16 protein-coding genes are annotated in these 21,610 nt (G+C 75.1%); 11 read left to right on the forward strand and 5 right to left on the reverse strand.

The window, feature by feature from the left end; all coding sequences use genetic code 11:
* Positions 1–16 precede the first annotated feature (16 nt).
* The 3 genes from tkt to ACF0H8_RS04245 all read right to left on the reverse strand — a co-directional run bounded on the left by tkt (position 17) and on the right by ACF0H8_RS04245 (position 4,654).
* Positions 17–2,083, reverse strand: coding sequence for a transketolase (gene tkt, locus ACF0H8_RS04235; RefSeq protein WP_395287744.1), 2,067 nt, complete (start codon positions 2,081–2,083; stop codon positions 17–19).
* A gap of 31 nt (positions 2,084–2,114) precedes the next feature.
* Positions 2,115–3,494, reverse strand: coding sequence for a glycosyltransferase (locus tag ACF0H8_RS04240; RefSeq protein WP_395287745.1), 1,380 nt, complete (start codon positions 3,492–3,494; stop codon positions 2,115–2,117).
* 74 nt (positions 3,495–3,568) lie between these two features.
* Positions 3,569–4,654 carry a DUF2804 domain-containing protein gene (locus tag ACF0H8_RS04245; protein ID WP_395287746.1) on the reverse strand — a complete coding sequence of 362 codons (1,086 nt, stop codon included), beginning with the start codon at positions 4,652–4,654 and terminating at the stop codon, positions 3,569–3,571.
* A gap of 105 nt (positions 4,655–4,759) precedes the next feature.
* Between ACF0H8_RS04245 and purL the strand changes: the two genes are divergently transcribed.
* The 3 genes from purL (at position 4,760) to ACF0H8_RS04260 (ending at position 8,965) form a co-directional block, all read left to right on the forward strand.
* Entirely contained in the window at positions 4,760–7,066 is a 2,307-nt protein-coding gene (purL, locus tag ACF0H8_RS04250; protein ID WP_395287747.1) for a phosphoribosylformylglycinamidine synthase subunit PurL, read from the forward strand.
* A 210-nt stretch (positions 7,067–7,276) separates the two neighbouring features.
* A complete protein-coding gene (gdhA, locus tag ACF0H8_RS04255) occupies positions 7,277–8,614 on the forward strand; it encodes an NADP-specific glutamate dehydrogenase (protein WP_395287748.1) in 1,338 nt (445 codons plus the stop codon).
* 48 nt (positions 8,615–8,662) lie between these two features.
* A complete protein-coding gene (locus ACF0H8_RS04260) occupies positions 8,663–8,965 on the forward strand; it encodes an MTH1187 family thiamine-binding protein (RefSeq protein ID WP_395287749.1) in 303 nt (100 codons plus the stop codon).
* Here the strand turns inward: ACF0H8_RS04260 and ACF0H8_RS04265 are convergent.
* A complete protein-coding gene (locus ACF0H8_RS04265) occupies positions 8,934–10,412 on the reverse strand; it encodes an MFS transporter (protein WP_395287750.1) in 1,479 nt (492 codons plus the stop codon). The two genes, ACF0H8_RS04260 and ACF0H8_RS04265, sit on opposite strands and share 32 nt — an antisense overlap.
* 197 nt (positions 10,413–10,609) lie before the next feature.
* Here ACF0H8_RS04265 and ACF0H8_RS04270 point away from each other — a divergent pair, with 197 nt between their 5' ends.
* A complete protein-coding gene (locus tag ACF0H8_RS04270) occupies positions 10,610–12,577 on the forward strand; it encodes a bifunctional metallophosphatase/5'-nucleotidase (RefSeq protein ID WP_395287751.1) in 1,968 nt (655 codons plus the stop codon).
* Between the two features lie 100 nt (positions 12,578–12,677).
* Positions 12,678–13,100, forward strand: a complete 423-nt coding sequence (locus tag ACF0H8_RS04275) for a sterol carrier family protein (RefSeq protein WP_395287752.1) — start codon at positions 12,678–12,680, stop codon at positions 13,098–13,100.
* 15 nt (positions 13,101–13,115) lie between these two features.
* Here ACF0H8_RS04275 and ptsP read toward each other — a convergent pair whose 3' ends face one another.
* Positions 13,116–14,798 (reverse strand): phosphoenolpyruvate--protein phosphotransferase, encoded by a 1,683-nt coding sequence (gene ptsP, locus ACF0H8_RS04280; protein ID WP_395287753.1) that lies wholly within the window; start codon positions 14,796–14,798, stop codon positions 13,116–13,118.
* Positions 14,799–14,967: 169 nt separating this feature from the next.
* Between ptsP and ACF0H8_RS04285 the strand changes: the two genes are divergently transcribed.
* The 6 genes from ACF0H8_RS04285 (at position 14,968) to ACF0H8_RS04310 (ending at position 21,532) form a co-directional block, all read left to right on the forward strand.
* The gene (locus ACF0H8_RS04285) at positions 14,968–15,735 is read left to right on the forward strand and encodes a DeoR/GlpR family DNA-binding transcription regulator (RefSeq protein ID WP_395287754.1); all 768 of its coding nucleotides are present in this window, start codon (positions 14,968–14,970) and stop codon (positions 15,733–15,735) included.
* Positions 15,732–16,691: a 1-phosphofructokinase gene (pfkB, locus tag ACF0H8_RS04290; RefSeq protein WP_395287755.1), complete on the forward strand. Its 960-nt coding sequence runs from the start codon at positions 15,732–15,734 to the stop codon at positions 16,689–16,691. Before ACF0H8_RS04285 ends, pfkB begins: the two co-directional genes overlap by 4 nt.
* 90 nt (positions 16,692–16,781) lie before the next feature.
* A complete protein-coding gene (locus ACF0H8_RS04295; RefSeq protein WP_395287756.1) occupies positions 16,782–18,896 on the forward strand; it encodes a fructose-specific PTS transporter subunit EIIC in 2,115 nt (704 codons plus the stop codon).
* 76 nt (positions 18,897–18,972) lie between these two features.
* A complete protein-coding gene (locus tag ACF0H8_RS04300) occupies positions 18,973–19,239 on the forward strand; it encodes an HPr family phosphocarrier protein (RefSeq protein WP_395287757.1) in 267 nt (88 codons plus the stop codon).
* A 79-nt stretch (positions 19,240–19,318) separates the two neighbouring features.
* Positions 19,319–19,960 (forward strand): hypothetical protein, encoded by a 642-nt coding sequence (locus tag ACF0H8_RS04305; RefSeq protein WP_395287758.1) that lies wholly within the window; start codon positions 19,319–19,321, stop codon positions 19,958–19,960.
* Between the two features lie 9 nt (positions 19,961–19,969).
* Complete coding sequence (locus ACF0H8_RS04310; protein ID WP_395287759.1) at positions 19,970–21,532, forward strand: RNB domain-containing ribonuclease; 1,563 nt, start codon at positions 19,970–19,972, stop codon at positions 21,530–21,532.
* Positions 21,533–21,610 lie beyond the last annotated feature (78 nt).

The raw sequence follows: 21,610 nt of genomic DNA on the forward strand, positions 1-21,610 counted from the left end.
CCGCCCGGCCGGCGCCCTACCGCCCGACCAGCTCCCGGGCGACGGAGACGACCGCCTCGGGGGTGAAGCCGAACTTAGTCTGCAGGTCCTTCAGGGGCGCCGAGGAGCCGAACGTCGTCATGGCGACGACCCGGCCGCCCGGCCCCACCCAGCGGTCCCACCCGAAGGAGGACGCCTGCTCGATCGCCACCCGCGCCGTCACCGCGGGCGGGAGCACCTCGTCGCGGTAGTCCTGCGGCTGCCGGTCGAACAGGGCCATCGAGGGCATGGACACCACGCGGGAGGCGACGCCCTCGGCCCTGAGCTGCTCGTGCGCGGAGACGGCGAGGCTCACCTCGCTGCCGGTGGCGATGAGGATGACGTCGGGCTCGCGGCCGGGGTCCCCGGCCAGGACGTACGCGCCCCGGGCCAGGCCCGCCGCGGACGCGTACCGGCTCCGGTCCAGGGTGGGCAGCGGCTGGCGGGAGAGCACCAGCGCCACGGGCTGGTGGCGCCACGGCATGATCGTGCGCCACGCCTCCACCACCTCGTTGGCGTCGGCGGGGCGGATCTCCACCATCCCCGGCATGGCGCGCAGCGAGGCGAGGTGCTCGACCGGCTGGTGGGTGGGCCCGTCCTCGCCCACCCCGATGGAGTCGTGCGTGTACAGGTGGATGACCGGGAGCTCCATGAGGGCGGAGAGGCGCACGGCCCCGCGCTGGAAGTCGGAGAAGATGAGGAAGCCGGCCTGGTAGGCGCGGATCTTGGACAGGGCCAGGCCGTTCGCGACGGCGGCGGCCGCGTGCTCCCGCACGCCCAGGTGGAGGTTGCGCCCGTCGTGCTCGCCGGGCGCGAAGTCCCCGGCGCCGTCGAAGGTCAGGCGGCTCTTGTTCGACGGCGCGAGGTCGGCCGAGCCCCCCAGCAGCCAGGGGACGCGCTGCGCGACGGCGTTGAGGACCTTGCCGCTGGCGTCCCGACCGCTGAGCCCCTTGGGGTCGGCGGGGAAGTCCTCCAGCCCCGCGTCCCAGCCGTCCGGCAGGCTCCGCTTCTGCATCCGGTTCAGCTGGTCCGCCAGGTCCGGGTATCGCTCGGCGTAGCGGCCGAAGAGCTCCTCCCACCCGCCCCGCAGCCGCGCCCCCCGCGCCCGCACGCCGCCGTCGAAGTCCGCGTAGACCTCCTCCGGGACGAGGAACTGGGCGTCCTCGGGCCAGCCGTAGGCGCGCTTGGCGGCGCGGACCTCCTCCTCGCCGAGGGGCTCGCCGTGCGCGGCGGCGGTGCCCTGCTTGCGGGGCGCGCCGTAGCCGATGACGCTGTCGACCACGATGAGGGTGGGGCCGCCCTGGTTGGCCCGGAACGCGTCGAGGGCCCGCTCCAGGGCGGCGACGTCGTTGGCGTCCTCGACGTGCTCGACGGTCCAGCCCAGCCCGCGGAAGCGGGTGGCGACGTCCTCGGTGAACGTCAGGGTGGTGCTGCCCTCGATGGTGATGCCGTTGTTGTCGTAGACCCAGCACAGGTTGGACAGCCGCAGGTGCCCGGCCAGGGAGGCGGCCTCGGCCCCGACGCCCTCCATGAGGTCGCCGTCGCCGCAGACGGCGTAGACGTCGAAGTCGAACAGGTCGAACCCGGGCCGGTTGTAGGTGGCGGCCTGCCACCGGCCCGCCAGCGCCATGCCGACCGAGGTGGCGATGCCGGTGCCGAGCGGCCCGGTGGTGCACTCGACGCCGGAGGTCCACCGGTACTCCGGGTGCCCGGGGCACCTGGAGTCCAGCTGCCGGAAGCGCCGGATGTCCTCGAGGGAGACGGACGGCTGCCCCACGGTCTCGTAGTCGGCGTTGACCGCCTTGACCCGGGCGAGGTGCAGCATCCCGTACAGCAGCATCGAGGCGTGCCCGACGGAGAGCACGAACCGGTCACGGTTCGCCCAGATGGGCAGCTCCGGGTCGAACCGCAGGTACTTCTGCCACAGCGTGTACACCAGGGGCGCCAGGGCCATCGCGGTGCCGGGGTGCCCGGACCGGGCCGCCTGCACGGCGTCCATCGCGAGGGTCCGGACCGTGTTGATGGACCGCCACGTCTCGACCTCTGCCGGTGCGGGTGCAGCCATGTCTCTCATCCCCTCGGTGGTGCGCGGGTCGTCAGGGTCGCTGGAGCAGCTCCTCGAGCAGGTCGACGTACTGCAGCAGGTGCCTGTCGCTGAGGAACTCCCGCCGCACGCGGTCGTGGGCGGCGGTGCCCAGCTGCCGGGCGAACGCGGGCTCGGCGAGCAGGCGGCACACCCGCTGCACCAGCCCCTCGAGGTCCGTGGCGTCCGGGAGCAGCAGTCCGTTGGTGCCGTCCTCGATCTGGTCGCGGATCCCGCCCACCGCCGACGCGACCACCGGGCGGGCCTTCCACAGCGCCTCGGTGACCGTCAGCCCGAAGCCCTCCGCGAGGCTCTTCTGCACGACGACGCTGGCGTGGCGCTGCAGGGCGTTGACGACCAGGGCGTTGTGCGCGGGGTCGCGCGTGGGCACGCACGCCACGTGCACCCGCCGGCGGACGTCGGCGTCGAGCCCCGACCAGATCTGCAGGCACCCGTCGAGGACCCCGTCGGCCGTGGGGACCGCGTCGGGTCCGGCGAGCACCAGGTGCACGTCCTCCGGGAGGGCGTCGAAGCCCTCGTCGAAGGCGATGAGCACCCCGGTCATGTCCTTGAGCCGGTCCCACCGGGAGACCTGGAGGACCACGCGGGCGTGCGGCGGCACGGGGCCGCCCGCCCGCGCCGCGCCGGCACCGGGAGTGCCGGCGGCCGCCTCGTCGCCGGGCTGGCCGAGCAGGCCCGCGCCGCGCAGGAGGTCGATCACCTCGTGCCGGTCCAGGCGGCGGTTCTTCGGCGAGAGCGGGTCGACCGAGGGCGGGATGACGCGGACCAGGGCCTCGTCCAGGAAGCCCGGCCGGTAGCCGGCGCGGGAGAGCACCACCCGGTCGACCTTCTCCAGGGCGGGCTCCAGGAACGCCCAGCCCCGGTCGGTGACGCCGTCGGGGATGTCGGCGCCCACGTGGCAGCGCCAGACCACGTGCACGCCGCGGGTCTTCAGGCCGGTCGCCAGGCCGGCGGTGGCCGGGTCGTGGAGGATCACGACGTCGCCGGGCGCGAGCTCCTCGCGGACCTCCTCGAAGTTGGCCGCCAGCGTCCGGTCGTAGTGCGCCTGCTCCGCGGCGCCCAGCTCGCCGCCGTCGCCCGGGTCGGCGTGCAGCACGTGGTGCAGGCGGGTGGCGATGCGCACGAACGCCAGGTCGGCGTCGAGCACTACCCAGCGGGCGTCCACCCCGGCGTCGCGGGCATAGGGCAGCAGGGTCCGCAGCAGCTCGGCGACGCCGCCGTCCGGGGCGCTGACGTTCCAGACCGTGCGTCCCGCGAGCAGGGTGCGGGCGCGCTGGGCGCCGGCCTCCAGGCGCCGGGCCGCCACCTCGTCCAGCTCGGCGGCCAGCGCCTGCAGGGGCGAGACGTCGACGTCGACGGTCCTCATGCCCATGATCAAACTCCCTCGGCGCCCCGGGCGCGAGGGTTTGACCGTCGGTTCGCGCGTACCGTCGCGTCCCGGCCCGCTCACCAGCGGTTGGCGACCTCCTCGGCCCAGCCCACCAGGCCGTCGACGGGACGCTCGGTGCCGTCGTCGTCGACCACCCAGCCGGCCCAGGTCCCGAAGCACTGGTGGGCCTCGGTCGCGACGACGCCGAGGCTCGAGCGGGCGGACCGCTCGTGGAAGGGCGTCAGGCGCACCTGCACCCGCGGGCCGGTGACGAACCAGGGGCTCGTGTAGTCGGTCTCGTCGTACGCCCAGGACAGGTCCTCGCCGAGGTAGTGCACCCGCCCGTCGACGAGGAGGGCGTTCTCCGTCGCGCCCGTCCCGTCGGTCCACTTGCCGCCCAGCTGCAGGCCGGTGACGACGCCGTCCACGACGCCCGAGCCGGTGCCGCGGTTCCACACGACCGAGTACGGCCACCGCCCGCGGCCGAAGTCCATGACCGCCCAGGTGCCCGGGCCGCCCACGGCGACCTCCTCGCCGTCCAGCCACAGCCGGCCCCGCACCGGCAGGGCCACGTCCTTGACGGTGTACTGGAACAGCCGGTCGGTCCACGGCACCACCACGCCCAGGCACTCGTGCCCGGCGGGCACGTCGACCAGGAGGTCCAGCCGCAGCCGGGGGGTGAGCGCCCGCAGCCGCGCCCCGGGACGGGACGGCAGCGCCGGGTGCGCGCCCGGCACCGCCCAGGACCGGGGGTCGTCGTCGGGGCGGACGATCTGGGTGAGCGGGTCCACGGCGATCGCCAGCCGCCCGGCACGGGCCCGCACGGGTCCTGCGCCGCACACGCTCGGCATGCGCGCCTCCCGCGCCAGCGGGTCGGCGGCCGAGCACTCCACCTCCTCGCCGGTGCGCCGGTCCAGCAGCCACACCTGGTGGAAGCCGGCGTAGTTCAGCGCCGAGGCGGTGACCGAGACGACGTGGTCGGGCGTGATGACGCACCAGTGCTCCCACCGCTTGGTCCGCGACCACGTCGCCGCCCGGCCCAGCGGGCTCCCGGTGCGCAGGTTCGCCCGGTGCAGCGGCGCCCGTGTCCACCCGACCGCGCGGGGGTTGAGCGACCCCGACGGCAGGCACAGATCCACCGGAGTGGTGATCTCCGCGAGCACGGGCTCATCATGACCCACCTCACGCCGGGGATGGACGGACTCGGGCCCCTTTCGGGTGCCCGGGTAGCCTGGCGTCATCCACCCGCCCGTCTTGACGGAGGAACCATGACCAGCGTGGCCGAGCAGCAGCCGGACACCGTCTCCCGCGCCGCGTCCACGCCCGAGGTCGAGCTGCCGTACCGGGAGCTGGGGCTCAAGGACGACGAGTACGCCCGCATCGTCGACATCCTCGGCCGCCGGCCCACCGCCGCCGAGCTCGCCATGTACTCGGTGATGTGGTCGGAGCACTGCTCCTACAAGTCGAGCAAGAAGCACCTGGGCCAGTTCGGCCGCAAGACCACCGACGCCATGCGCGAGCACCTGCTCGTCGGCATCGGCGAGAACGCCGGCGTGGTGGACATCGGCCAGGGCTGGGCGGTGACCTTCAAGGTCGAGTCCCACAACCACCCCAGCTACGTGGAGCCCTACCAGGGCGCGGCCACCGGCGTCGGCGGCATCGTGCGCGACATCATCTCCATGGGCGCCCGCCCGGTGGCTGTCATGGACCAGCTGCGTTTCGGCGCCGTCGACCACCCGGACACCGCCCGCGTGGTGCACGGCGTCGTGGCCGGCGTCGGCGGGTACGGTAACTGCCTCGGCCTGCCCAACATCGGCGGCGAGACCGAGTTCGACCCCTCCTACCAGGGCAATCCGCTCGTCAACGCGTTGTGCCTGGGCGTGCTGCGTCACGAGGACATCCACCTGGCCAACGCCTCCGGCGCCGGCAACAAGGTGGTGCTCTTCGGCGCCCGCACGGGCGGCGACGGCATCGGCGGCGCGTCCATCCTCGCGTCGGAGACGTTCACCGGCGGCGTGCCCACCAAGCGCCCGAGCGTGCAGGTGGGCGACCCCTTCATGGAGAAGGTCCTCATCGAGTGCTGCCTGGAGCTCTTCGCCGCCGGCGTGGTGGAGGGCATCCAGGACCTCGGCGCCGCGGGCATCTCCTGCGCCACCTCGGAGCTGGCCTCCAACGGCGACGGCGGCATGCACGTGGACCTGGAGAAGGTGCTGCTGCGCGACCCCACCCTCACCGCCGGCGAGATCCTCATGAGCGAGTCGCAGGAGCGGATGATGGCCGTCGTCCGGCCGGAGAAGCTCGAGGAGCTCCTCGCCATCACCGCCAGGTGGGACGTCGAGACCGCCGTCATCGGTGAGGTCACGGGCACCGGCCGGCTGACCATCGACCACCACGGGCACCGCATCGTCGACGTCGACCCGCGCACGGTGGCCCACGAGGGCCCCGTGTACGACCGGCCCTACGCCCGGCCCGCCTGGCAGGACGAGCTCAACGCCGACGGCGCCGCCCGCCTGCCCCGGCCGGCGACGCCGGAGGAGCTCCGCGCCCAGCTGCTGGCGCTGGTCGCCTCGCCCAACCTGGCGTCGAAGTCGTGGGTGACCGACCAGTACGACCGCTACGTGCAGGGCAACACGGCGCTGGCGCAGCCCGACGACGCCGGCGTCGTGCGCGTCGACGAGGCCACCGGGCTGGGTGTGGCGCTGTCCACCGACGCCAACGGCCGGTTCACCAAGCTCGACCCCTACACCGGCGCCCGGCAGGCGCTGGCCGAGGCGTACCGCAACGTCGCCACCGTCGGCGCCCGCCCGCTGGCGGTGACCGACTGCCTGAACTTCGGCTCGCCCGAGGACCCGGCGGCGATGTGGCAGTTCGTGCAGGCCGTGACCGGCCTCGCCGACGCCTGCCAGGAGCTCGGCGTGCCGGTCACCGGCGGCAACGTCTCCCTGTACAACGGCACCGGCGAGCCCGGCCGCATCGACTCCGCGATCAACCCGACCCCGGTCGTGGGCGTGCTCGGCGTGCTCGACGACGTCCACAGGGCCACGGCGTCGGGCTGGACCGAGGCCGGCGCCGCCGTCTACCTGCTCGGCGCCACCGCCGAGGAGCTGGACGGCTCCGTGTGGGCCGACGTCGTCCACCACCACCTCGGCGGCCTGCCGCCCAAGGTGGACCTGGCCGCCGAGAAGGCGCTCGCCGAGGTGCTCATCGCGGCCGCCGCCGACGGCACGGCGCACGCGGCGCACGACGTCGCCGCGGGCGGGCTCGCGCAGACGCTCGTGGACGCCGCGCTGCGCTTCGGCGTCGGGGCCCGGCTCGACCTCGGCGAGGTCGCGGCCCGGGACGGGATCGACCTGGCCACGCTGCTGTTCGCGGAGAGCGGCGCCCGCGCCGTCGTCGCGGTGCTGCCCGGCCACGAGGAGCGGCTGAAGGCGCTGGCCGCCGAGCACGGCGTGCCCCTCGCCCGCATCGGCACCACCGGCGGCGATCCCGCGCTGACGGTCGAGGGCGCCTTCACCGTCCCGCTGGCCGAGCTGCGCGAGGCCTCCGAGGCCACCCTGCCCCGGTACTTCGGCTGACCCCACCCGCCCCGCCCGTGAGATGCGCCTCGTCCCCCGAGATGTCATCTCCTCCCCGACATGTTCTACGCTCCCCGGGTCGCTGCCGCGGGGCGCCCGCCGGCAGCGCCGCTGACCGGCGGCCCGGTCCGGTGCGCGACGCCTCGCGGAAGGGATGACATCTCGCGAGAGCGGCGCGCGAACGCCCATCACGACGAAGAGGAAACGCCCGTGCTCCAGGAGATCGAGGACGTCTACGACCAGGTCCTGCGCCGCAACCCCGGCGAGCCGGAGTTCCACCAAGCGGTGCGTGAGGTCCTGGAGACGCTCGACCCCGTGGTCCGCAAGCACCCCGAGTACCGCGAGCTCGGCGTGCTCGAGCGCATCTGCGAGCCCGACCGCCAGGTGATGTTCCGGGTGCCGTGGGTCGACGACGCCGGCGCCGTCCGCGTCAACCGCGGCTTCCGCGTCCAGTTCAGCTCCGCGCTCGGCCCGTACAAGGGCGGGCTGCGGTTCCACCCCAGCGTGAACCTCGGGATCATCAAGTTCCTCGGGTTCGAGCAGATCTTCAAGAACGCCCTGACGGGCCTGGCGATCGGCGGCGGCAAGGGCGGTTCCGACTTCGACCCGCACGGCCGCAGCGACGCCGAGGTCATGCGGTTCTGCCAGTCCTTCATGACCGAGCTCCAGCGGCACATCGGGGAGTACACCGACGTGCCCGCCGGTGACATCGGCGTCGGCGGCCGTGAGATCGGCTACCTCTTCGGCCAGTACAAGCGCCTCACGAACCGCTTCGAGGCCCAGGTCCTCACCGGCAAGGGCGTGTCCTGGGGCGGGTCCCTCGGCCGCACCGAGGCGACCGGGTACGGCGCCGTCATCTTCGCCGACCGCATGCTCGCCACCCGCGGGCAGGCCATGGAGGGCCAGCGGGTCGTGGTCTCGGGATCCGGCAACGTGGCCATCTACGCCGTCGCCAAGGCCCAGGAGCTCGGGGCGAAGGTCGTCACCTTCTCCGACTCCTCCGGGTACGTCGTCGACGAGGCCGGCGTGGACCTGGAGCTGCTCACGCAGGTCAAGGAGGTTGAGCGCGGCCGCGTCGCCGACTACGTCGAGCGGCGCCCCGGCGCCCGGCTCGTCCAGGGCGGCAGCGTGTGGGACGTGCCCGCGACCGTGGCGCTGCCGTGCGCGACGCAGAACGAGCTCGACGACCGCGCGGCGGCGACGCTGGTCGCCAACGGCGTGGTCGCCGTCGCGGAGGGCGCCAACATGCCCTCCACGCCGGCCGCCGTCGAGGCGTTCCAGTCCGCGGGCGTGCTGTTCGGCCCCGGCAAGGCGGCCAACGCCGGCGGGGTCGCGACCTCTGCCCTGGAGATGGCGCAGAACGCGGCGCGTGACCCGTGGACCTTCAACCGGGTGGCCTCCAAGCTGGAGGTCATCATGGAGAACATCCACGAGGAGTGCGCCTGGACGGCGGAGGAGTACGGCGCCCCCGGCAACTACGTGCTGGGCGCGAACATCGCCGCGTTCAAGAAGGTCGCCGACGCAACCATCGAGCAGGGCATCATCTGACGCAGGCGGCGCCGGCCGGGCGGCCGGCGCCCACCTATCCTTGGGGGCATGTTGTTCGCCTTCTCCGTCGCCCCGACCGTCGCCGACACCCCGGACGGGTCGGTGAGCGCGGCCGTCGCCGAGGCGGTGCGCATCGTCCGCGCGTCCGGCCTGCCGCACGAGACCACCTCGATGTTCACCACCGTCGAGGGGGAGTGGGACGAGTGCATGGACGTGATCAAGCGCGCCACCCAGGCCGTGGCGGCCACCAGCCCGCGTGTCTCGCTCGTCGTCAAGGCGGACATCCGCCCCGGTCTCACCGGGCAGCTGACCGAGAAGGTCAGGCGGGTGGAGGAGCACCTCGGGGGCTGAACGCCTCAGGGGCGTGACGGCGGCGCAGCGCGTCCACCACCGCCGCCACCAGGGCGACGGCGATCAGGCCGAGGGTGACCCGCAGGCCCACCTGCAGCGCCGGACCGAAGCCGCCCGCGAGGGCGCCGCGGTCGCGCGCCAGCGTGGCGAAGAACACCGAGGTCACCACGGCGACCCCCACCGACGTCCCGATGCGCTGGGCCGTCTGCAGCACGCCGCCGGCGGTGCCGCCCTGCGCGACCGGCACCTCGTCGAGCGTCAGCGCCTGGTTGGGGGAGATCACCGCCCCGTTGCCCAGGCCGGCGACCGCCATCCAGGCCGCCATCGCCCACGCCGCGGCCACGCCGTCGACGCGGCCGACCGTCACGTCCACGCCGGCGACGCCCACCATCATCACCACGATGCCGACGACGACGGTCCAGCGCCCGAAGCGGCCCACCAGTCGCCCGCTCTTGGCCGCCGAGAGCGCCCCGAGCAGCGCGAACGGCGTCTGCACGAGCCCCGCCTGGAGCGGCGTCAGCCCGAGCCCGAGCTGCAGGTACAGCGTCCCCACCAGGAAGATCGTGGGGAACCCGGCGAAGTAGGCGGTGCCCACCGCCGCGCCGAACGTGAACGAGCGCGTGGCGAGCAGCGCCGCCGGCAGCACCGGCGAGCGCCCGGCGCGCTCGGTGCGGCGCTCCCACCAGGCGAACGCCACGAGCAGCGCGGCACCGGCCCCGAGCAGCCACCACGGCGCGCCGGCCGCGCCCTCGGCGGCGGCGATGAACGGCAGCATCACGCACAGGACGGACGCGCCCATGAGCACCAGGCCGCCGACGTCGAGGCCGAGCTTTCGGGGCGAGCGGTGGGGGGCCGGGAGGTTCCGCAGCGCGAGCGGCACGAGCACGGCGCCGATGGGCACGTTGACGAGGAAGACCGCGCGCCATCCCTCCGCCTCGCCGAAGGCGGCGAGCAGCGCCCCGCCGAGCAGTGGGCCCGCGGCCGTCGAGATCCCGATGGTGGCGCCGAAGAGCCCGAAGGCCCGCGCCCGTTCCCGGCCGGTGAACAGCTGCTGGATGAGACCGACGACCTGGGGGTTGAGCACCCCGGCGCTGACGCCCTGCAGCAGCCGCGTCACCGCCAGCATCTCCGCGCTGGTCGCCAGGCCGCACGCCGCGGAGGCGACGACGAACGCGGTCAGCCCGGCGACGAAGACCCCGCGCCGGCCAAGCACGTCCCCGAGACGCCCGGCCGGGACGAGGGAGAGCCCGAACGCGAGGGTGTAGCCGGCGACGATCCACTGCAGCTCGCTGGGCCCGGCCTCGAGCGAGGCCTCGATCGACGGCAGCGCGACGTTGACGATCGAGACGTCGAGCAGCGTCATGAAACCGGCGCCCAGGCACACGGCGAAGGCGCGCCACCGGGCGCGGTCGGCGGCGGGGCCGGGTGCGTCCGGCGCGCGGGTCACCGCACTGGTCTAGCAGGGGTGCCGGCAGAGCGAAACCCGGGCGTGCCGGGCGCGGCGGGCGCCCGGTGGGGGAGGGCGTGTCAGGTGGGTCAACATGGGGTGAACAACCCATGAAAGGTGCGCCGGACCGGCGTTTCGGGACGGGCCTCGCGCCTATGCTGCGAGGCGTCCCAGCCCGAACACCGGTAGAGGAACCCATGTCCCGCGAACCCTCCCGCTCGCCCCGCCGGACCCTGCGCCCGGTCGCCGCCTCCTGCGTGGTGACCCTGGCCGCCGTCGGCCTCGGCACGCTGCCCGCCGGCGCCACCGTCAACCCCGACGGCACCGTCACCCTCGACGTCCTCGGCATCACCGACTTCCACGGCGCGCTGCGGCAGGCGCCCGCCCTCGCCGGGCAGGTGGAGCAGATCCGCACCGCCAACCCGGACACGGTCCTGGTCTCCGCCGGCGACAACATCGGCGGCTCCGCCTTCGAGTCGGCCATCCAGCAGGACGACCCCACCATCGACGTGCTGGGCGCCATGGGCCTGGAGGCCTCCGCCGTCGGCAACCACGAGTTCGACAGGGGCTACGCCGACCTCGCCGGCCGCGTCGCCGACCGGGCGGACTGGACCTACCTGGGCGCGAACGTCGAGGGCGAGACGCCGGAGCTCGGGACCACCCACGTGTGGACGTCGCCGTCCGGCGTGACCGTCGGCTTCGTCGGCGCCGTCACCGACGACACCACCGAGCTCGTCAGCGCCGACGGCATCGCCGGCATCTCCTTCACCGACGAGGCGACCGCCGTCAACGCGGGCGCCGCGGCGCTCTCCGACGGCGACGCCTCCAACGGCGAGGCCGACGTCGTCGTGGCCCTCGTCCACGAGGGCGCCACCGACGGGATCATCACCGGCCTGAGCGACGACGTCGACGCCCTCTTCACCGGCCACACCCACGCCGTCGTCGACGACGACACCCGCGACATCCCGGTCATCCAGGGCGGCGCCTCGGGCGCGAACCTCTCCCGCATGACCCTCACCTACGACCCCGCCACCGACGAGGTCGTCACCGCCGCGGGCGAGAACATCGCCATCGGCTCGCAGCCCGCCGACCCCGAGGTCCAGGCCATCGTCGACGCCGCGCTCGCGGAGGCCGCCGTGCTCGGCCAGCAGCCCGTCGGCACGGTGACGGGCGCGTTCGACCGCGCCACCAACAACGGCACCGACACCGGCGCCAACCGCGGCGCCGAGTCCCCGCTGGGCAACCTGCTGGGCGAGGTCGCCCAGGCCACGGCCGCCTCCATCGGCCTCGAGGCCGACCTCGGCATCATCAACCCCGGCGGCATCCGCGCCGACCTCGACGCGAACGACGACGGCGCCGTCACCTACCAGGAGGCCTTCGACGTCCAGCCGTTCGGCAACACCGTGGGCACCGTCGACCTCACCGGCGCCCAGGTGGTCACGATGCTGGAGCAGCAGTTCCAGCCGGGCTCCTCCCGCCCGGTGCTGCGCCTGGGCCTGTCGGACGAGATCGAGTACGTCTACGACCCGGCCGCTCCCCAGGGCGAGCACGTCACCGCCGTCTACGTCGACGGCGAGCCGATCGACCCGGCCGCGACCTACACCGTCGCGTCCAACACCTTCCTGCTCGGCGGGCAGGACGGCTTCGAGGTCTTCACCGAGGGCACCCACCTCACCGAGACCGGCATCGTCGACGCCCAGGGCCTCATCGACCACCTCGCCGCCAACCCCGGCCTCGCCCCCGACCACTCCCAGCGGTCCGTCGGCGTGACCGGCCCGGCGTCGCTCACCGCCGGCGAGGAGGTCACCCTGGAGCTGTCCTCGCTGGCCTTCACGGCCACCGAGCCCAAGCCCGCCGAGGTGACCGTGTCGCTCGACGGCAAGGTCCTGGGCTCCGCCGCCGTGGACGCCACGATCACGCCCAACGTCGACGAGACCGGCACCGCGACGGTGACCTTCGAGCTCCCGAAGGAGCTCGCGGCCGGTTCCTACGACCTGGTCATCGCGACGGAGGGCGGCACGGAGATCGCCTACCGCGTCGAGGTCGCCGCGGCCGCGGTGGCCGTCCCGCCGGGCAGGGGTGGCGAGCACCCGGGCGAGGGCAACGTCCCGGACGACGTCAAGCAGAAGTGGGCGGACCGGCACGCCGCGCGCAGCGCCGCCTGACGCACGCCCTCCATCCGGCCCCGGCCAGCCCAGCGCTGACCGGGGCCGCGGTGCGTGCGGGCCGACCAGGGCACCGGCGGCGGTGACCTACCGTGGGGACGTGCCCCCTCGCCGACGCATCGACCCCTCGGACGGCCTGGCCGCTCTCAAGCGGTGGGCCACGGCCAGGGACGCGCAGGCCGTCCCCGCCACCGCGGCCGCCGAGCCGCCCGCCACGGCCGAGCCGCCCTCCGCCGTCGTGCGCACCGCCGTCCGGTTCACCCTGGAGGAGCTCTCCGTGAGCTCGCCCGGCAACAGCGTCGAGGTCCGCGTCCCGCCGGCGGGCGCCGTGCAGGCGATCGCCGGGCCGCGGCACACCCGCGGCACCCCGCCCAACGTCGTCGAGACGGACCAGGAGACCTGGCTGGCGCTCGCGACCGGGCGGCTGGGGTGGGACGACGCCGTCGCGGCCGGCCGCGTCTCGGCCTCGGGCGTCCGGGCGGACCTGTCAGCGGTGCTGCCGCTGGTGCGCGTCCGGCCCTGAGGCGCCCGGGGCCGCTCAGCCGAGCGCGCCCGCCGCGGCCTGGCGCGCCTGCCGGGAGTCCGGAGCCTGCAGCGCCAGCCGCCCGGCCTCCTCGCACGCCTCGAACGACACCTCCGCCAGGCGGGCGCCCACGGCCGGGACCGCGGTCGCCGCCATGGACAGCGAGGTGATGCCCAGGCCCACGAGCACGCACGCCAGGTCCGGGCTCGCGGCCGCCTCGCCGCACACGCCGACCGGCTTGCCCGCCTCCTTCCCCGCGGCGGCGGTCATCGCGACGAGGCTCAGCACCGCCGGCTGCCAGGGGTCGGTCAGGTCGGCCAGGTGCGGCGAGAGCCGGTCCGCCGCCATGGCGTACTGCGACAGGTCGTTGGTGCCGATGGACAGGAAGTCCACGTGCTCGAGGAAGTGCCGCGCCAGCAGGGCCACCGAGGGCACCTCCACCATGATGCCGGGCACCAGCCGGCGCTCCCGGCAGAGGGCCGCGAAGTGCGCGGCCTCCGGCACGGTGGCCACCATCGGTGCCATCACCCACGGCGCCTCCCCGTCGCGCCCCTCCGCCGCCTGCACGACGGCGTCGAGCTGGTGCGTCAGCAGCCCCTCGTCCCGGGCGGCGACGCGGATGCCCCGCACGCCCAGGGCCGGGTTCTCCTCGTGCTCGAGGTTCGCGAAGCGCAGCGGCTTGTCGGAGCCGGCGTCGAGGGTGCGGACCACCACCCGCTTGCCCGGGAACGCCTCGAGCACCCCCCGGTAGATCCGCGCCTGCGTCGCAACGCTCGGCTCGTGGTCCGCGGTGAGGAAGCACAGCTCGGTGCGGAACAGGCCCACGCCCTCCACCGGACCCGCCGAGGCGGCGCGCGCGGCGGCGCCGTCCTGGACGTTGGCCATCAGCTTCACCGGGCGGCCGTCCTTCGTCGCGCCCGGGCCCTGCCAGGCCCGGGTGACCTCCCGCCGTGCCCGGTCGGCCTCGACGGCGGCGCGCGCCTCCTCCTCCGGCACGCCCCGGCGCAGGGACCCGGCGGCGCCGTCGACCAGCACCATCTCGCCCTCCTCCACCGCGTCGAGACCGGTGGCCGCCACGACGCACGGGATGCCGAGCTGGCGGGAGATGATCGCGGTGTGGCTGGTCGGGCCGCCCAGCGAGGTGACCAGGGCGACGACGAACTTCGGGTCGAGCTCGGCGGTGTCCGCCGGGGCGAGGTCCTCGGCCAGCAGCACCACCGGGCTCTCCGGCGTGGGGATGCCGGGCTCAGGGAGTCCATCGAGCTCTGCGACCACCCTGTCGCGGATGTCGCGCAGGTCCGTGGCCCGCTCCGCCATCAGCCCGCCGAGCTTCTCGAAGGTCTCGACGAACTGGCCCGTCGCCGCGGCCGCCGCCTGCGGAGCCGGTGTGCCGCCCTTGATCATCCTGGTGGCCGCCCGCAGCCACCCCCGGTCACGGGCCAGCGCCGCAGTGGCCTCCAGGACCTCCTTGGCCGGCCCGGTAGCCCTCTCCGCCCGCTCGGTGAGCCGCTCGGCCACGACCCGGGTGGCGGCGTCGAACCGGGACGCCTCGCCCTCTCGCTGGTCCTCCTCCAGCGGCGGCGCGTCCATGGCCACTGCCGGGCGCGGTCGCGTCCAGGCGGCCGGGGCGTACGCCAGTCCCGGGACGACGCCGGTGCCCTCGATCGTGGACGCGGCCGTGGGGTGGGTGGTGGTCATCTTTCGCCTCCGCGCTGAGGTCGGGCGGCACCGCGCCGTCCCGCTTGCCGCCCAGCGTACGGCAGCGCCTGTTGCTAAGCCACAGAGCCACATGTAATCTCACACGAGACAACATCCGGGTCGGTGGGATGCAAGGCAAGGGACGACGAGGTTCGAGGGCGAGGGCGCCGTGTACGCAGCAGAACGTCAGCAGGTCATCGCCGCGCGGGCGCTCCACGAGGGCCGGGTGTCCGTCTCCGTGCTGGCCGACGAGCTCGCCGTGACCGCCGAGACGATCCGCCGCGACCTGGAGGCGCTCGACCGGCGCGGCGTGCTGCACCGCGTCCACGGCGGCGCCGTCCCCGCCCAGGCGGTGCGGCTCGTGGAGGCGGCGCTGGGGGAGCGGGAGGGCACCCGCGTCGCGGAGAAGGAGCGCATCGCCAGGGCGGCGCTCGCCCACGTGCCCGCCGGCGGCGGCAGCATCATCCTCGACGCCGGCACTACCACCGGGCGTCTCGGTGCCCTGCTGCCCTCGGACGCCGACCTCAGCGTGGTCACCAACTCCGTGCCCACCGCCTCCGCCGTGGCGATCCGGTCCAGGTCCCCGGTCTTCCTCCTCGGCGGCCGCGTGCGGGGACTGACGCAGGCCACCGTGGGCGCCGACGCGGAGGAGCGGCTCCGGCGCACCCGCGTGGACGTGGCCTTCCTCGGCACCAACGGCATCACCCCACGCCACGGGCTCTCCACCCCGCACCCGGCCGAGGCGGCGGTCAAGCGCGCCATGGTCGCCGCCGCCCGGCGCGTCGTCGTCCTGGCCGACTCCAGCAAGGTCGGGCAGGAGCACCTCGTCAGCTTCGCCGGGCTGGAGCAGGTGGACGTGCTGATCACGGACGCCGCCGTCGACGCCCAGGACCGCGCCCAGATCGAGGAGCGCGGGGTCGAGGTCGTGGTCGCATGATCGTCACGGTGACGGCGAACCCGAGCCTGGACCGCACCGCGGGGCTCGGCGGGCCGCTCGTGCGCGGGGGCGTCAACCGCATCCTCTCCGTGGGAGTCCAGGCCGGCGGCAAGGGCGTCAACGTGGCACGCGTGGTCGCCATGGGCGGGGGCGAGGCGCTCGCGCTGCTGCCGGCCCGGGCGGACGACCCGCTCGTCGCCGCCCTCGGCGAGCTCGCGGTCCCGTTCCGCACCGTGCCGGTCCCGGGCCTGGCACGCACCAACCTCACCGTCGCCGAGCCGGACGGGACCACCACCAAGATCAACGAGCCCGGCGCCGCGATGACCGAGGCGGACCTGACGGCGCTCGGGTCGCTCGTCCTGGACGCCGCCCGGTCCGCCGACTGGGTGGCGCTGTCGGGTTCCCTGCCGCCCGGCGTGCCGGAGGACTGGTACGCGCACATGGTGCGCCAGCTGCACGCGCACGGCTGCCGGGTGGCGGTGGACACCTCCGACGCCCCGCTGCGCGCGCTCGCGGCGCGGATGCCCGACGCGGCGCCCGACCTGCTCAAGCCGAACTCCGAGGAGCTCGCCCAGCTCACCGGGGCCGACGCCGAGACGCTCGAGGCCACGGCGGCCGCCGGGGACCTGCGCCCCTCCGTCGAGGCGGCCCGCGCGCTCGTCGGCCGCGGCGTCGGTGCCGTCCTGGCCACGCTCGGCGCGGCCGGGGCGCTCCTGGTGACCGGAGAGGGCGCCTGGGCCGCCACGCCGCCGCCCGTCACCCCCCGCAGCACCGTGGGGGCGGGGGACTCCGCGCTCGCCGGCTACCTCCTCGCCACCACCTCGGGCGGGCAGCCGCCCGACTGCCTGCGCCAGGCCGTCGCCTACGGCTCGGCCGCCGCGTCCCTGCCGGGGACGACGCTTCCCCAGCCCGACCAGACCGACCCGAACGCCGTCCGGGTGAGAGCGGCCGCCTGAGCGGGACGCCCGTCCCACCGAGCCGGCCACCCGCACGACCTGTCCACCCAGGACTTCTGCACAGCACCTCCCTCCCGGAAGGAGACCCCCATGTCCGTAGCGGCACCGGGGCTGATCACCACCGAGCTGGTCGCCCTCGACGTCGACCTCGGCAGCTCCAAGGACCAGGTGATCGCCGGCCTCGCCGGCATGGTGGCCGCCGCCGGGCGCGCCACCGCCGAAGGGCTCACCGCCGACGTGATGGAGCGCGAGGCGAAGGCCGCGACCGGTCTGCCGGGGGGCATCGCCATCCCGCACTGCCGGTCACCGCACGTCACGCAGGGCTCCCTGGCCTTCGCCCGCCTGTCCCCGGCGGTCGACTTCGGCGCCCCGGACGGCCCGGCCGACATCGTGTTCCTCATCGCCGCCGCCGAGGGCACGGGGCAGGAGCACATGAAGCTCCTGACCAAGCTGGCCCGCGCGCTGGTGCGAAAGGACTTCGTCGCGTCGCTGCGCGCCGCGCGGACGCGGGAGGACGTCGTCGAGCTCGTCGACGCCGTCGTCAACCCGCCGGCGCAGGCACCCGCCGCGGCCGCTCCCGCCGGCGTGGACGCCGCCGCCCGGGCGGGCGCCGCCACCGAGGCACCCGCCGGCACGCCACAGGGCGCCGCGGGCACGGCCACGGGCCCGGGGGACGCCGCGGCGGCGGCGGGCGTGGCCTCGACCGCCGCGGCGGCGGCGGGTGCCGGCGCGCCCCGCACGATCGTCGCCGTCACCGCCTGCCCCACCGGCATCGCCCACACCTACATGGCCGCCGACGCGCTCGTCGCCGCCGGCAAGGAGACGGGCGTGACCGTCGAGGTCGAGACGCAGGGCTCGGCCGCCGGCACCCCGCTGAGCCCGGACGTCATCGCCCGCGCGGACGCCGTCATCTTCGCCACCGACGTGGGGGTGAAGGGGCGTGAGCGTTTCGCGGGCAAGCCCGTGATCGAGTCGGCGGTCAAGCGCGCCATCGCCGAGCCGAAGGTGATGGTCGCCGAGGCCCTGCGCGCCGCCGACAACCCCGACGCCCGCCGCGTCGGCGGCACGGCCGCGGCGGCAACGACGGCCGACACCAAGGGCCTCGGCTTCGGGACCCGGCTCAAGCAGGCGCTGCTCACCGGCGTGAGCTACATGATCCCGTTCGTGGCCGCGGGCGGCCTGATCATCGCGCTGGCGTTCCTCGTCGGCGGGTACGCCATCGTCGACAACTCCGCCACCGTCGTCATCGAGAACTCGCTGCTCAACCTGCCCGCCGGCGGCCTCGCGGAGTACGTCGGCTCCGTCCTGCACCAGCTCGGCGCGGCCGCCTTCGCCTTCCTCGTGCCGGCACTCGCCGGGTACATCGCCTTCGCCATCGCCGACCGGCCCGGCATCGCCCCCGGGTTCACCGCGGGCGCGGTGGCCGTGTTCGTCGGGGCCGGGTTCCTCGGCGGCCTGCTCGGCGGCCTGGTCGCCGGCGTCGCGGCGCTGTACATCTCCCGCATCCGGGCGCCGCGATGGCTGGCCGGGCTGATGCCGGTGGTGATCATCCCCCTGCTGGCGACCATCGTGGCGGGCGGGCTGATGTTCCTCTTCGGGCAGCCGCTCGCGGCCGTCACGAACGGCCTGTCCAGCTGGCTGAGCGGGCTGAGCGGCGCCTCCGCCGTCATCCTGGGCGTCATCCTCGGCCTGATGATGTGCTTCGACCTCGGCGGCCCGGTCAACAAGGCGGCCTACGCGTTCGCCACCGCCGGCCTGAACATCGACGACCCCGCGACCCTGCGGATCATGGCCGCCGTCATGGCGGCGGGCATGGTGCCGCCGCTGGCCATGGCGCTGGCGACGGCGATCCGGCCTCGGCTCTTCACCGAGGTGGAGCGGGAGAACGGCCAGGCGGCGTGGCTGCTCGGCGCCTCGTTCATCTCCGAGGGTGCGATCCCGTTCGCGGCGGCGGACCCGCTCCGCGTGATCCCCTCGCTCATGGCGGGCGGCGCGCTCACCGGGGCCCTGACCATGGCGCTCGACGCCATGTCGAGGGCGCCGCACGGCGGCATCTTCGTGTTCTTCGCGATGTCGAACGTGCTCGCCTTCGTCGGGGCGATCATCGCGGGCATGGTGCTCTCGGCCATCCTCGTCATCGCGCTCAAGGAGATAGGCGCCCGGCGCCCGGCCCGCGTCGAGGCCGGCGAGCCCGTCGCCGCCTGACCGCGCGAACCGTTAAGGACTCGGTCACGCTGGTGCGCACGACCGAGCGCAGCACCACACACCCACAGGAGAACCCATGCCCAGCAAGACCGTCATCGTCGGCTCCGCCATCGGCCTGCACGCCCGGCCGGCCGCCCTCATCGCCGAGGCCGCCGGCAAGTACGACGACGAGGTCACCCTCGCCGTGGACGGGGAGGAGCCCGTCGACGCGGCCTCGGCCCTGATGATCATGACGCTCGGGGCCGAGAAGGGCGCGGAGGTCACCGTGTCGTCGGACAACGCCGACGCCCTTGAGGAGGTCGCCGGCCTCGTCGAGAAGGACCTCGACGCCGTCGACGCCTGAGAACCCGTGCCTCCGCGCCCGCCGTCAGGTGGGTGAGGCGGCACGGCTCCCGCGGGGGAGCGCCAGGTACGTTGGTGCGGTGAGAACTGACCCCAGCGAGCCACGGCCTGCGGGGCCGTCGCAGCCCGACCAGGCGGGGCCCGAGGCCCGGGCACACGAGGCGACGGCCGCCGACGACGGTGCCGGGGCTGCGGCAGGAGCGCCCGCCGACGCGACCGCACCGGCAGCGGACCCGACGCCGGCCGCCGACGCCGGCACGACCGCCGCCGAGGGGCCTGCCGTCGAGCTGGCTGACGACGCACCCCGCTATCGCGTGGCGGACCTGGTGGACCCCGCGACCGTGCGTCGCGCCCCGCGGTTCGGCCGCTTCATCCTGACCGGCGTGGTGCTCGGCGCCCTGGTCTCGTTCGCCGTCACCCTGTTCCCGGGCTCCAGCGCCCTCGCCAGGTCGGATCTGTTCTGGCTGGTCTTCGTCACGCTCGGCACCGTGGGCGGGCTTGCGGGCGCCGGCCTCGCCGTGCGCGCGGACCGCCGCTCGTGGCAGCGCCGGCAGGCCTCGCACGCCCCGCGGGCGCACGAGGCCGCCGGGCACCAGGACGGGGCCGCCGGGGAGCAGGGCTCCGCCGCCGAGGAGGCGGCGGCCACGCCCGGGCCCGGTGCGGCCACGGCCGCGCCCGCGGAACCGGACGACCGCCGGGCGGAGGAGCGGCCACAGCCGTAGGGTGCCGGTGTGCCGAGCCTGCGCCTTGCCGCCGCGGCGCCCGAGGTGGGCGCCGCCCTCGATGAGCTGCGGGACGAGGTCGGCATCCCGCGTGACTTCTCGCCCGAGGCGCTGGCGGAGGCCGAGGGCGCCCGGATCGCGGACCTGCCGCACGAGGACGCGACGGACGTGCCGTTCGTCACCATCGACCCGCCTGGGTCCGAGGACCTGGACCAGGCCGTGCACATCGCCCGCGACGGCGCGGGCTACGTGGTCAGCTACGCCATCGCGTCCGTCGCGAGCTTCGTCGTGCCCGGCGGGGCGCTCGACCGGGAGGTCCACGCGCGCGGGATGACCGTCTACGGCCCGGCAGGGTCCTTCCCCCTCCACCCGCCGGTGCTCAGTGCGGGCGCGGCCAGCCTCCTTCAGGAGCAGGAACGCCCGGCCTACCTGTGGACGCTCCGCCTCGCCGCCGACGGGCGGCTGACCGACGCGGACGTGGTGCGCGCCCGGGTACGGTCCCGCGCCCGGCTCACGTACGAGCAGGTGCAGGCGGCGCACGACGGCGGCCCCGACCTTCCCGGCACCGTGCCGGCCGACCTGCCCGTGCTGCTCCGCACCGTGGGTCGGCTTCGCCAGCAGCAGGAGGTGGAGCGCGGTGGAGTCTCGCTCGACATCCCCGAGCAGGAGGCCGTGCGGGTCGACCACGGCTACGTCCTGCGCCACCGGGCCACGCTGCCGGTGGAGGGCTGGAACGCGCAGGTCTCCCTGATGACGGGGATCGCCGCCGCCCGCATGATGCGCGAGGCCGGAGTCGGGATATTGCGGACCCTGCCGCCGGCAGACCCCCGGGACGTCGCCCGGCTCCGTCGCACCGCCGTCGCCCTCGGCCTGGGCTGGCCGGAGGACGTCAGCTACGGCGAGCTGCTGCGCACCCTGGACTCGGCGGTGCCCACGCACGCGGCGTTCCTGACGGAGGCCACCACCCTCCTCCGCGGCGCCGGCTACCTGGCCTTCGGCGTGCCCGACGACGCCTCCGGACCCGACCGGGCCGCCGTCAGGCACGCCGGCGCCGCCACCTCCGGAACCGCAGCCGCCGCGCCCGCGTCCGCCGAGGACGCAGCGCCGGGGCTGGACGGCCGCGTGCCGGCGGAGATGGCGCACGCAGCCATCGCCGCGGAGTACGCCCACGTCACGGCGCCCCTGCGGCGGCTCGTGGACAGGTATGGGCTGGAGGTCTGCGTCGCGCACCGGGCCGGCGCCGCCGTCCCGGACTGGGTGATCGACGCGCTGCCCGGCCTGCCCGCGACCATGGCGGCCGCCTCGCGCCGCGCCGGCGCGTTCGAGCGCGGGGCCATGGACGCCATCGAGGCCCTGGCGCTCGAGGGTCACGTCGGCGAGCACTTCGGCGGCGTGGTGGTCGACGTCGAGGACGAGTCGGACTCCGCTCCCCGCCGCGGCACCGTCGTGCTGAAGGATCCCGCCGTCCGCGCCCGCGTGGAGGGCGACCGGCTGGCGCTGGGTGAGTCCGTCACCGTCCGGCTGGCCGAGGTCGACGTGCCCGCCCGCCGGGTCCGGTTCACCCTGCCCTGACCGGCGGACGCGGACGCGAGCACGACGGCCCAGAGGACCCGCGCCGGCGACCCGCTGCCCGGCCAGGTGGCGCGCGCC

This window comes from Georgenia sp. AZ-5 (assembly GCF_043952095.1).
Taxonomy (GTDB): domain Bacteria; phylum Actinomycetota; class Actinomycetes; order Actinomycetales; family Actinomycetaceae; genus Georgenia.

Excerpts from the sequence above, each read along its gene's own strand:
- tkt (WP_395287744.1), bottom strand. The coding sequence starts at position 2,083 with ATGGCTGCACCCGCACCGGCAGAGGTCGAGACGTGGCGGTCCATCAAC.
- ACF0H8_RS04240 (WP_395287745.1), bottom strand. The coding sequence starts at position 3,494 with ATGGGCATGAGGACCGTCGACGTCGACGTCTCGCCCCTGCAGGCGCTG.
- purL (WP_395287747.1), top strand. The coding sequence starts at position 4,760 with ATGACCAGCGTGGCCGAGCAGCAGCCGGACACCGTCTCCCGCGCCGCG.
- ACF0H8_RS04260 (WP_395287749.1), top strand. The coding sequence starts at position 8,663 with ATGTTGTTCGCCTTCTCCGTCGCCCCGACCGTCGCCGACACCCCGGAC.
- ACF0H8_RS04270 (WP_395287751.1), top strand. The coding sequence starts at position 10,610 with ATGTCCCGCGAACCCTCCCGCTCGCCCCGCCGGACCCTGCGCCCGGTC.
- ptsP (WP_395287753.1), bottom strand. The coding sequence starts at position 14,798 with ATGACCACCACCCACCCCACGGCCGCGTCCACGATCGAGGGCACCGGC.
- pfkB (WP_395287755.1), top strand. The coding sequence starts at position 15,732 with ATGATCGTCACGGTGACGGCGAACCCGAGCCTGGACCGCACCGCGGGG.
- ACF0H8_RS04295 (WP_395287756.1), top strand. The coding sequence starts at position 16,782 with ATGTCCGTAGCGGCACCGGGGCTGATCACCACCGAGCTGGTCGCCCTC.
- ACF0H8_RS04300 (WP_395287757.1), top strand. The coding sequence starts at position 18,973 with ATGCCCAGCAAGACCGTCATCGTCGGCTCCGCCATCGGCCTGCACGCC.